Source organism: Streptomyces catenulae, assembly GCF_000718015.1.
GTDB lineage: Bacteria > Actinomycetota > Actinomycetes > Streptomycetales > Streptomycetaceae > Streptomyces > Streptomyces catenulae.
In genome coordinates this window covers 1-12454 of the sequence record NZ_JODY01000012.1, presented here as the reverse complement: position 1 = coordinate 12454, position 12454 = coordinate 1, and the positions used below count along the sequence as shown (strand labels likewise).

The 12454-nt window shown below is 74.0% G+C and carries 6 protein-coding genes; all 6 read left to right on the top strand.

From position 1 onward, the window contains the following. Positions 1 to 1494, top strand: a complete 1494-nt coding sequence (locus IF23_RS0113105; protein ID WP_030283146.1) for a CoA-acylating methylmalonate-semialdehyde dehydrogenase — start codon at positions 1 to 3, stop codon at positions 1492 to 1494. A gap of 1488 nt (positions 1495 to 2982) precedes the next feature. Continuing rightward, on the top strand, positions 2983 to 5685 hold the full coding sequence (locus IF23_RS0113095; RefSeq protein WP_030283143.1) for an alpha/beta fold hydrolase: 2703 nt from the start codon (positions 2983 to 2985) through the stop codon (positions 5683 to 5685). Next, positions 5682 to 6581, top strand: a complete 900-nt coding sequence (locus IF23_RS0113090) for an ABC transporter permease (protein WP_030283141.1) — start codon at positions 5682 to 5684, stop codon at positions 6579 to 6581. The genes IF23_RS0113095 and IF23_RS0113090 overlap by 4 nt, the downstream gene beginning before the upstream one ends. A 235-nt stretch (positions 6582 to 6816) precedes the next feature. Continuing rightward, entirely contained in the window at positions 6817 to 8931 is a 2115-nt protein-coding gene (locus tag IF23_RS0113085; protein WP_030283139.1) for an FUSC family protein, read from the top strand. Positions 8932 to 9216: 285 nt separating this feature from the next. Further along, positions 9217 to 10296: a rod shape-determining protein gene (gene mreB, locus IF23_RS0113080; protein WP_030283138.1), complete on the top strand. Its 1080-nt coding sequence runs from the start codon at positions 9217 to 9219 to the stop codon at positions 10294 to 10296. A 697-nt stretch (positions 10297 to 10993) separates the two neighbouring features. Further along, positions 10994 to 12454 (top strand): sensor histidine kinase (locus tag IF23_RS0113075; RefSeq protein ID WP_107126932.1); only part of this gene is annotated, 1461 nt, incomplete at its 3' end.

The window sequence follows — 12454 nt, the reverse complement described above, 5'->3', positions numbered from 1 at the left end:
ATGCAGACCATCAGCCACTGGATCGGCGGCAAGCCCGTCGAGGGTGTGTCGGGCAACTTCGGCCCGGTGTTCAACCCGGCCACCGGCGCCCAGGAGAAGCAGGTCCCCTTCGCCTCCGTGGAGGAGGTCGACGCGGCGGTCGCCGCCGCCAAGGAGGCGTTCGCGACCTGGGGCACCAGCTCCCTCGCCAAGCGCACCTCGGTGCTGTTCCGCTACCGCGAGCTGGTCTCCGCCCACCGCGAGGAGCTGGCCCGGCTGATCACCGCCGAGCACGGCAAGGTGCACTCCGACGCCCTCGGCGAGGTCGCGCGCGGGCTGGAGATCATCGAGCTGGCCTGCGGCATCCCCGAGAAGCTCAAGGGCGAGCTGTCCACGCAGGTCTCCACCCGGGTGGACGTCGCCGCGATCCGGCAGTCCCTCGGCGTGGTCGCCGGCATCACGCCGTTCAACTTCCCCGCCATGGTGCCGATGTGGATGTTCCCGCTCGCCGTGGCGTGCGGCAACACCTTCGTCCTCAAGCCCAGCGAGAAGGTGCCCAGCGCCGCCCTCAAGCTCGCCGAGCTGGCCGCCGAGGCGGGTCTGCCCGACGGTGTGCTGAACGTCGTCCACGGCGACAAGACCGCGGTCGACCGCATCCTGGAGCACCCGGACATCGCCGCGGTCTCCTTCGTCGGCTCCACCCCGATCGCCAGGTACATCCACACCACCGGCACCGCCAACGGCAAGCGGGTGCAGGCGCTGGGCGGCGCCAAGAACCACATGCTGGTGCTGCCCGACGCCGACCTCGACCTCGCCGCCGACTCGGCGATCAACGCCGCGTACGGTTCGGCCGGTGAGCGCTGCATGGCGATCTCCGTCGTCGTCGCCGTCGGCGACACCGCCGACCCGCTGATCGAGAAGATCACGGAGCGCGCCGCCGCCCTCCGCATCGGTCCGGGCGACGACCCGGCGTCCGAGATGGGCCCGCTGATCACCAAGGTCCACCGCGACAAGGTCGCCTCGTACGTCCGGGGCGCCGCCGCACAGGGCGCCGACGTCGTCGTCGACGGCACCGGCTTCACCGTCGAGGGCTTCGAGGACGGCCACTGGATCGGGGTGTCGCTGCTCGACAACGTCACGCCCGAGATGGACGCCTACCGCGACGAGATCTTCGGCCCGGTGCTGTCGGTCGTCCGCGTCGCCACGTACGACGACGCCATCGCGCTGATGAACGCCTCGCCGTGGGGCAACGGCACCGCCATCTTCACCCGCGACGGCGGCGCGGCCCGCCGCTTCCAGCTGGAGGTCGAGGCGGGGATGGTCGGCGTCAACGTCCCGATCCCGGTGCCGGTCGGCTACCACTCCTTCGGCGGCTGGAAGGACTCGCTCTTCGGCGACCACCACATCTACGGCAACGACGGCGTGCACTTCTACACCCGCGGCAAGGTCGTCACCACCCGCTGGCCCGACCCGTCCGACGGCGGCATCAACCTCGGTTTCCCCAGCAACCACTGACGGACCGTCCGCCCGCCGCCCCGCAGGTCACCGACCGGCGGGGCGGCGGCGTCCGGTGCGCCGCGGGGGCGGGCGCTCGCGGGGGCGGCTGTCAGTGGGGGTTGTTACGGTGACGGGGCGTGTACACCACACCATCATCGGGGGACGAGATGCCACGGAGCACGGCGCTGGCCAAGGGCGCACGGATCACGGGCGGCATGTTCTGCCTGGTCTTCTTCCTCTACACCGGCTTCTGGCTCTGCTACGACCTCGCGCAGTTCGGCCTCCCCGCGGTGTGGGATTACTGGACGGGCGCACGTCCGCCCGGCCTCAACACCGTCAGCAACTCCACGCAGTTCTGTCTGGCCCTGGTGCAGCTGAGCGGTGCCGTCGCGGCGTTCACCGGGCGGCGGACGGCCGGTGGTCTGATGGCCGTGGCCACCACCTTCACCTTCGCCACCGCCGTCCAGACCATGATCAGCGTCGGCTCCCACACCGGTGACAACCGCTGGTTCCGCAACGCCCGGATCGACGCCGACCCGTTCGAAGCGGTCTTCCTCGGCAGCCTGGTGCTGGCCCTGCTGACCTTCCTCGCCGCGATCGTGCTGCTCGCCGGGGTGCGGTCCTGGCCGCGCCCCGCGCCCAGCCTGCCGCCGGTACGTCCGGCCAGGGCGGCAGGCGTCATCGGCGGTCTCGTCCTCGGCGCGATGGCGCTGCTCTCGGTGGTCTGGCAGCTGTACATGCTGGTCCGGAGCGGCAGTGTGGGCGACACCTTCCTCATCCTCTATCTGGGCAAGGGCATCCTGTCGTCCCTGACCTCGCTGGCCCCCGGCTGGGACGCGCTGGTCCTGCTGGTGCTGGCGGGCATCGCCGCGCTCAACTGCCTGATCCGCGGCACCGCCGCCCGTGGCCTCGCCCTGGGCCTGGCGACGCTGCTGCTGCCCAACGCCCTGCTGATGGTGATCGGCCCCGGGCTCTCCGGCCATCTGTTCACGATCAGCGACGCGGCGCCGGGCCAGAGCATCCTCGCCCTCGCCGAGGTGGCGCTGGACCTCTTCGGCTCGCTCGCCCTGTTCGCGCTGATGGCCAAGGGCGAGCCGGTCGCCCCCGGCTGGCAGCCGCCCGCGCCCGCAGCGCAGTTCGGCGCCCCCGGCTTCGTCCCGCCCGGCCCGCAGCCGGCCGGTTGGCAGCCGCCGGTCCCGATGCCGGGCGGCCCGATGCCGGGCGGCCCGATGACCGGCGGCCCGGTCCCCGGCGCCCCCGTGCCCCCGCAGGCGGGCCCGGTCCCGCCGATGCCGACGGCGGGCCCCGCCGATACCGCCCGCCGCCCCGCCCGGCAACCCGCCGGTCCCGGGCGGCTTCGGACCGCCGCAGTACTGACGGGGAGCGGGCCGGACCGCGCCGCACGGCCCGCCCGCCGACCGGGGCGCGGGCACGCCCGACGGCCCCGGCGTCGCTTCCGCCCCACTCCCGGCACGCCCCGTACGGCCCACTCCCTAGGATCCCCGTATGGATCTGCGACTGCGCGGACGACGGCTCTACGCGGCCGTCGGTGCCCTGGCCCTGCTCATGGGCGGCGGGGTGTGGACGGCCGCCGCCTCGGACGCCGCACCGGCCGTGCACCGTTCGGACCGGACGCTGACGATGCCGGAGAAGCCCGGCAGCGGGAAGACCGTACGGATCGACACCTCCTACTTCACCGCCGGGAGTTCCACCGCCCGCCGTCCCGCCGTGCTGCTCGCGCACGGCTTCGGCGGCAGCAAGAGCGAGGTCCGGCCGCAGGCGGAGCGGCTGGCCCGGGACGGCTACGCGGTCCTGACCTGGTCGGCGCGGGGCTTCGGCGAGTCCACCGGCACCATCGGGCTCAACGCCCCGGACCGTGAGGTCGCCGACGTCAGCCGCCTCGTCGACTGGCTGGCACAACGCCCCGAGGTACAGCTCGACAAGGCGGGGGACCCACGCGTCGGCATCGCCGGTGCCTCGTACGGCGGCGCCGTCGCGCTGCTCGCCGCCGGGCACGACCCGCGCATCGACGCCCTCGCCCCGCAGATCACCTACTGGAACCTCGCCGACGCGCTCTTCCCCCACGGGGTGTTCAAGAAGCTGTGGGCCGGGATCTTCTTCACCACCGGTTCGGCGGGCACCCCCACCACGGCGCCCGGCCGCGCCCCCGCACCGTCCGGTGGCTGCGGCCGGTTCGCCGCGGACCTGTGCGCGATGTACGAACGGGTCGCGGTCGCCGGGAAACCGGACGCGGCGGCCCGCGCCCTCCTGGAGAGGCGCAGCCCGTCCGCCGTCGGCGACCGCATCACGGCACCGACCCTGATCATGCAGGGGCAGACCGACTCGCTCTTCACCCTCGACCAGTCCGATGCCATGGCGCGGGCGCTGCGCCGCAACGGCGCCCCCGTCTCCGTCGACTGGATCGCCGGTGGCCACGACGGCGGCGACCGGGAGACGGGACGGCTCGCCGACCGGACCCGCGCCTGGTTCGACCGTTACCTCAAGGGCGAGCGGACCGCCGCCACCGGGCCCGCGTTCCGGGTCAGCCGCAGCGGGGGAGTGGACTCCACCAACGGCGCCCTGCAACTGCGCGGCGCGAGCGGCCCGTCCTACCCCGGGCTCGACCACGACCCGCGCCGTATCCAGCTCACCGGCCCCGAGCAGCGCTTCACCAACCCGCCCGGTGCGAGCCCGCCCGCGATCTCCGCGGTCCCCGGCACCGGCGCGCTCGGCGCCCTCTCCTCCCTGGGCACCGGCGGCCTCGCGGTCGACTTCCCGGGCCAGTACGCCCGCTTCGACTCGGCGCCGCTCACCGCCCCCGTCCACCTCACCGGCGCCCCGCGCACCACCGTGACCGTCCGGTCCACCTCCCGCGACGCGGTCCTCTTCGCCAAGCTCTACGACGTCGCCCCGGACGGCACCAAGCAGGTGCTGCCCGCCCAACTCGTCACGCCGTACCGCATCTCCGGCGCCGACCGCGGCACCCGCGTCACCCTGGAACTGCCCGCCGTCGACCACGACTTCGCCGCCGGACACCGGATGCGCCTGGTCCTCGCCGCGACCGACCTCGGCTACGCCTCACCCACCGAGCCCGCCACCTACACCGTGGCGGCGGCGGGCGGCGGCGCCCTGAGCGTCCCCACCGACCCGCAGGTCCGCGCGGCCGCCGCCTCGCTGCCCACCTGGACATGGCTGCTCCCGTCGGTCGCCGCGGTCCTCGCCGCCGCCCTGCTGCTCACCGCCCGCCGCCGCACCGCCGCCCCGCCCGCCGATCCGTCGCTCGCCGCGGTGCCGCTGGTGATCGACGGGCTGAGCAAGCGGTACGCCGGGGCGAGCGACCGGTACGCGGTGCGGGACCTGTCGTTCCGCGTCGAGACCGGGCAGGTCCTGGGGCTGCTCGGCCCCAACGGCGCCGGGAAGACCACCACCCTGCGGATGCTGATGGGCCTGATCCGGCCGGACGAGGGCGGGATCCGGGTCTTCGGGCACGCCGTCCGGCCCGGCGCCCCGGTGCTCTCCCGGGTCGGCGCGTTCGTCGAGGGCGCCGGGTTCCTGCCGCATCTGTCGGGCCGCGCCAACCTCGACCTGTACTGGCGCGCCACCGGACGGCCCGCCGCCGACGCGCACGCCGAGGAGGCTCTGGAGATCGCCGGGCTCGGCACCGCCCTGGACCGCGCGGTCCGCACCTACTCCCAGGGCATGCGGCAGCGCCTCGCCCTCGCCCAGGCCATGCTGGGCCTGCCCGACCTGCTGATCCTCGACGAACCGACCAACGGCCTCGACCCGCCCCAGATCCGCGAGATGCGCGAGGTGATGATCCGTTACGCGGCCGCCGGACGCACCGTCATCGTCTCCAGCCATCTGCTCTCCGAGGTCGAGCAGAGCTGTACGCATCTGGTCGTCATGGACCGCGGACGGCTGGTCAGGTCGGGGCCGGTCGCGGAGATCACCGGCGCCCAGGACACCGTCCTGGTCGGCGTCGCGGATCCCGGGGCGCTCACCGACGCGGTGCTGGAGAGGGTCCGTGAGCTGCCCGGAGTCGTCGCGGCGGTCCGCGCCGACGACGGTCTGCTGCTCCGCCTCGACGACCCCGAGGCCACCCCGCGGCTGCTCGCCGGGCTGCTCCGGCTGGACCTGCCGGTGCACCGCGTGGGGCCGCACCGCCGTCTGGAGGACGCGTTCCTCACCCTGATCGGAGGCGACCGATGACCGCCACCCCGCCGGAGCCGCACCCCGCACCGGCCGCCGGGCCCCCGGGGACCGCCGCCGCCCCCGGCTACCGTCCGCACCGCACCCTGCCGTTGCGCGTCGAGGCGCTGCGGCAGCTGCGGCGCCGCCGCACCCTGGTGATCGGCGCCGGGCTGGCGCTGCTGCCGTTCGTGCTGGTGGTGGCCTTCGCCATCGGCGGCACCCCGGGGCGGCGGGCGAACGGCCGGATCACCCTGATGGAGACCGCGACGGCGTCCGGCGGCAACTTCACCGCCACCGTGCTCTTCGTCTCGGCGGGCTTCCTGCTGGTCGTGCCGGTGGCGCTGTTCTGCGGGGACACGGTGGCGTCCGAGGCGAGCTGGTCGTCGCTGCGCTATCTGCTCGCGGCGCCGGTGCCGCGGGCCCGGTTGCTGCTGAGCAAACTCACCGTGGGCCTGCTCTTCAGCGCCGCCGCGATGGTGCTGCTGCCCCTGGTCGCCCTGGGGGTGGGCACCGCCGCGTACGGCTGGGGACCGCTCACCCTGCCCACCGGCGGGGTGCTGGCGTCGGACGAGGCGGTGGGGCGCCTCGCGGTCGTGGTGGCGTATCTCTTCGTCAGTCAGCTGGTCACGGCGGCGCTGGCGTTCTGGCTGTCGACGGTCACCGACGCGCCCCTGGGGGCGGTCGGCGGCGCGGTCGGGCTGACCATCATCGGCAACGTCCTCGACCAGGTCACCGCCCTCGGCGGCTGGCGCGACGTGCTGCCCGCCCACTGGCAGTTCGCCTGGGCCGACGCCCTCCAGCCCAGGATGGAGTGGTCCGGGATGCTCCAGGGCGCCTCCGTCTCGGTCTCCTACGCGCTGGTCCTCGTCGCCCTGGCGTTCCGCGGCTTCGCCCGGAAGGACGTGGTGTCCTGAGGGACGGTCCGCCGGGCCGCCCGGACGTCCCGTAAGGGCCCGGCCGAGGGGCGCACCGGCCGGGCGGACGCGCCGGATGCGCACGCCGCCCCGCGGGCGGCACCACACGGCGCGCGACGAACCGGACGCGCCCCTGCCGGGTCCGCCGAGGCACCTCCCGTACGGCCCCCGCGCCACGCGGGACGCCGGTACCGGCCGCCCCGAACCGCGGCATTTCGCCCCGTATTCTCTGGTTATGACCTGGTCGCGCGCGCTGAAGCAGACCGCCCGCTCCGGGCTGACCATCGAGCGGGCCGAGCTGACCCCCCTCATCGCGGTCCGCGGCACCGTCGGCGTCGCCCTCGTCATCGGCATCTGCCTGTGGCGCGGCGATCCGACGCTCGCCGTCTCCTCCGCCTTCGGCGCCTTCGCCGCGGGCACCGTCACCTTCCAGCGCAGCTGGCGCCCGCGCCCCGTCCTCGCCCTCGCCGTCGCCGGTGGACTCGCCCTCTCCACCTTCCTCGGCTACCTCGCCGCCGCCCACCTCCTCGCCTTCCTGCTGCTCCTCGCCGGCTGGACCTTCCTCGCCGGGCTGGCCTGGGCGATCGGGCCGATCACCGGCCTCGTCGGCACCCAGACCATCTCGATCATGCTGGTCACCGTCACCCTGCCGACCTCCGTGCTCGGCGCCCTCGAACACGCCGCGCTGATCGCCTTCGGCGGTCTCATCCAGGCCACCTTGATCGTCGTCTTCCCGGTGCGCCCCTGGGGCGTCCAGCGCGACGCCCTCGCGGACGCCCTCGCCGCCGAGGCGGACTACGCCCGGCGGCTGCGCCACGACCCCGTCGCCCCCTTCGACCCGCAGCCCCTCATGGACGCCCGGCTCGCCTCCGCGGTCACGCCCCGCCAGGCCAGACGCCGCCCGGTCCAGCTCCACGGCCCCCGCGGCATCGCCGAACAGATCCGGCCGGTCCTCGCCTCCCTCGCCGACCCGGTGGTCGGCACCCCCCTGGAAGGACCCGAACGCGACCGCACCCGCGACCTGCTGGGCGCCGCCGCCACCGTCCTCGACGCCGTCGCCCACGCCATCCGCCACGACCGCCCCGTACGGCTGACCCCGGAGACCATGGCCACCCTGGAGGTCCCGCCGTCCGGACCGCAGCTCAAGGGCGCCGCCCGCCGCTCCGCCTACCGCCTGATCGCCCTCCTCGCCGACGCCGTCGAGAGCAGCGACGAGCCCGTCGAGTCCACCCGCCCCACCACCGCCGAACAGGAACGCCACCTGCTGCGCCCCAGCGTCCCCCGGCTGATCCCGGGCGCGCTGCGCTCCCTCCACCGCGAACTGCGCTGGTCCTCCCGCTTCCTGCGGCACGCCGTCCGGCTCAGCGCGGTCGCCTCGGCCGGTTACCTCCTGGGCACCGTGCTGCCGTTCGGCCACGGCTACTGGGTGCCGCTCGCCTCCGTCGTGGTGATGCGCCCCGACTTCGGCCAGACCTACGCCCGCGGCGTCGCCCGGTTCTGCGGCACCCTCGTCGGCGTCACCATCGGCGGCGCCCTGATGGCGCTCTTCCACCCCGGCGTCTACATCGACGCGGTGCTCGCCCTCTGCTGCGTCCTGCTGATGTACCTGCTCATGCGCACCGGCCACTCCGTCACCTCCGCCTGCGTCGCCGCGTACGTCGTCTTCCTCCTCGGCATCGCCGGTACCGGCTGGGAGCAGACCGTCCTGGAGCGCGCCGTCCTCACCGCCGTCGGCGGACTCCTCGCGATGGCCGCCTACGCCCTCTTCCCGACCTGGGAGACCCCCCGGCTCCGCCGCCGCCTCGCCGAATGGCTGGACGCCAACGGCCGCTACGCCCTCGCCGTCTTCGAACTCCACGCCCGCCCCGCCGAACGCCGCCCCCGCCAGGTCCGCGACGCCCTGCTGGACTCCCGCGCCGCCCGCGCCGCCTGGGAGGAGTCCGAGGAACGCGCCGAGAAGGAGCCGGTACGCCACCGGGGGCTCTCCCGCACCTCGGCCGCCGCGGCGACCACCGCGCTCACCACCATGGGCCGGGTCGCGATGATCCTGGAGGCCCACCTCCCCAAGAAGGACGCCGAACCCTCCGTCGGCGCCACCGCCTTCGCCTACGAACTGCGCGAATCCCTGGACCGCGCCACCCGGGCCGTGATGGACCGCGAGGAACTGGACTGGAGCGAACTGCGCGCCGTCTGGGAGCGGTGGGACGCGGAGGACGAGAGCCAGGGCGTCGCCCTGCGCGGCGCCGACCTCCTCCTCGACGCCCTCGACGACCTCGCCCACGCCCTCTCCCGCGGCCCCGGCGGCCGCAACCGCGCCGCCCGGGGCAGGCTGGGCAGCAGCAGCCGGTGACGGCGGGCCGGTTCCGGACGGCTCCCCGGGGCGCCCGCGTGGAACCGGCCCACCCGGGGAACGGTTGGGGGGACCGGCCCGCCCCGGGCACCGACCCCTGCGGAACCCGTCCGCGGTTCCGCCCGTTTCCCCACCGCAGGAACCGATCCGCGACCCCAGTACTCTTGATAATTGCCCGAAAATGACGCCATTGGTACGCCCTTGGTGCCTCTGGGCCGCGATGCCCGAGGACCCCGCCCCGCCGGGTCCTGTCATCCAGTGTGAGAAAGAGCGAACGAACTCCCCATGGCGCCCAGCACCTCGTCCGGTACGTACGACATAGGCATCGACCTCGGCACCGCCAACACCCTGGTCCACGCACGCGGCAAGGGGGTCGTGCTCAACGAACCGTCCGTCGTCGCCGTCAACGCCGCGGGCGACGTCATCGCCGTCGGCGCCGAGGCCAAGCGCACCATCGGCCGCACCCCCTCCGGGATCACCGCCCTGCGCCCGCTCCGCGAGGGCGTCATCGCCGACTTCCACGCCGCCGAACAGATGCTGCGCGCCCTGATGAAGAAGGCGCTGCCCACCCGCCGTTTCTCCAAGCCGCGCGTGGTCATCTGCGTCCCGTCCGGGATCACCGGGGTCGAGCGGCGCGCCGTCATCGACTCCGCACGCGGCGCGGGCGCCCGTGAGGTGCACCTCATCGAGGAGCCCATGGCCGCCGCGATCGGCGCCGGGCTGCCGGTCGCCGAACCGGTCGGCTGCATGGTCGTCGACATCGGCGGCGGCACCACCGAGGTCGCGGTCCTCTCCCTGGGCGGCCTGGTCACCGCCCAGTCCGTACGCGTCGCCGGGGACGCGCTGGACGCCGCGATCATGACCTACGTCAAGAAGAAGCACGCGCTGGCCATCGGGGAGCGCACCGCCGAGGACATCAAGATCGCGATCGGTTCGGCGGCCTGGAGCCCGGTCGTCAAGGACGAGGACGGCACCCCGGAGCGCCCCACCACCTACACCGTCCGCGGCCGTGACCACGTCGGCGGGTTGCCGCGCGTCCAGGAGGTCACCGAGGAGGAGATCCGCGAGGCCCTCGCCGAGCCGGTCGACGCGATCGTCCGCGCCGTCCACCGCACCCTGGACGAGTGCCCGCCGGAGCTGTCCGGCGACATCGTCGAGCGCGGTATCGCCCTGACCGGCGGCGGCGCCCTGCTGCGCGGCCTCGACCAGCGGCTGCGCCAGGAGCTGGGGGTGCCGGTGACCGTCGCCGACCAGCCGCTGGACTGCGTCGTCAACGGCACCGCGAAGTGCGTCGACGAGTTCGCCACCCTCAAGGGCCTGCTCTCCGACGCCAAGCAGTCGCCCCGGCGCGCGGTCCGCCTCTAGGACGCACCGCCACGATCCCGGGCGCCGGTTCCCCGGCGCCCGGGACACCCCTCGCCCCCGCTTCCTCCCCGGGGGCACACATCCGGTGAACCCGGAATCGCCCACCGCGGACGAAACGGACGGCCCCTCTCTCCCCGGCCGCCGCGGCCTGCCGCCGCCCTCCCCGGTGCGCCCATCCCCACGGGTGAACTCTCCGCCGCCCGGGGTGACCCCTGTCTCGCCGCCGCCCGCTACGAACGGCGGATGCGGCCCTACGCCACCCGGTGTCGACGGGGCGGACACCAGGTCGGAGAGTTCCTGGCACCCCGCACCCGCGAGGCGATCGACGCCCGCCACGCTCCGTTGAACAAACCACTGGCATGTGCCGCCGCACCCGGCGAGGGGCGGGAGGTCCCCGGAGGGATCGCACGGCCGGACCACTCCCGCCGGGCTGCCGAAAACCCGTCCGATGACACGACTCACCCCGGAATCGGCGGGGGACTGACGGAGTGTCGAAAATGAAGGGGAGGTTCGATTTCCGCTTGTTCAGGGCGTAGTGACCTGGCGTCAGCCTGCGATCAAACCCGGTTATGCTACTTCCGGTCCGCCGCCCCCCTGGAAGCGTTGCACGGTAACCACCGTGGCAGCGCTGTCCGTTGTGTCGCGGATCCGGCAAGTCGTCCCGATCTTTCAATGTTTGAGGGTTTTGAGGGTGCAGATGGTTCGAGAAGGATCGTCACCCGGGGGGTCACGTCCCGTCTCGGTTCTCGCGTGGGCCGTGCCCGCCGCGGTGACGGCCGTGGCCGGAGTCATCGCCGCGGTGACGGTCCCCTCCCAGGCGAGTACACCGGTCGCCTGGGTCGGGGTGATCGCCACTGTCGCGGTCGCACTGGTCACGGCCGAGCTGGCCCGACGCGCCAGGGTGATCGCCGGGTTGCGCCAGCGCGACCGTGAGTACCGCACGGCCCTGTCCCGCCAGGAGTCGGAGACCATCCGCCTGGCCAAGGACCTGCTGCCCGAGATGGTCTCCCGGCTCAGCCGCGGCGAGTTCCCCGAAGACGTCTTCAACGCCATGGGGGAGCGCCTCGCCAAGCACGCCAAGGAGGCGGAGCTCACCCCCGAGTTCCACGGCGCCCACCAGGCCGTTCTGCGGTCCGTCATGGAAGCCGTCGTCGCGGAGGAGGACCTCCGTGACGCCGCCCAGCGCGCGTTCGTGAACATCGCCCGGCGCGTCCAGGCGATCGTCCACCAGCAGGCCCAGGAACTCCGCGAGATGGAGGACCGCCACGGCCACGTCCCCGAGGTCTTCGGCGACCTGCTCCAGCTGGACCACGGCACCGCCCTGATCGGCCGCCTCGCCGACTCCATCGCCGTGCTCGGTGGCGCCCGCCCCGGCCGTCAGTGGAGCCGCGCGGTTCCGCTCTACAGCGTGCTCCGCGGCGCCATGTCCCGGATCCTCGACTACCAGCGCGTCGAACTGCACTCGGTCTCCGAGGTCGCCGTCGTCGGCCCCGCCGTCGAGCCGCTCATCCACGCCCTCGCCGAGCTGCTGGACAACGCCACCCGTTACTCCCCGCCCCAGACCCGGGTCCACCTGACCGCCGTCGAGGTGCAGTCCGGTATCGCGGTGGAGATCGAGGACGGCGGCGTCAGCATGAGCGAGGAGGCGCGCAAGCGCGCCGAGCGGATGCTGGAGCAGGCCCAGAAGGGCATCGACGTCAACGACCTCGGCGAGACCCCGCGCCTCGGCCTCGCCGTCGTCGGCCGCCTCGCGCAGGTCTACAACTTCCAGGTGTCGCTGCGTACCTCCGCCTACGGCGGTGTCCGCGCGGTGCTGATCGTCCCGCAGGACCTGATCACCACCGCCCCCGCCACCGGCCGGGCCCACGGCATCGGCGCCTCCTCCGGCCCGCTGACCGCCCGTCCGGAGCGTCCCGCCGCGGCCGCCCGCCCCGCCGCCGCTCCCGCGGCCGCCCCCGTGGCGGCGGCCCCCGCCGCCCCCGCACCGGTCAACGGTGGATACCCCGGCGACACCATGGACGACATCCCCGTGGTGACGGAGCGAACCGCCACCGGACTTCCCCAGCGGCGGCGCAAGGCCAGGGCGACCGCCCCCATGGCGCCTGTCTCTTATACACATCTCCGAGCCCACGAGACTCCTGAGCATCTCGTATGCCGT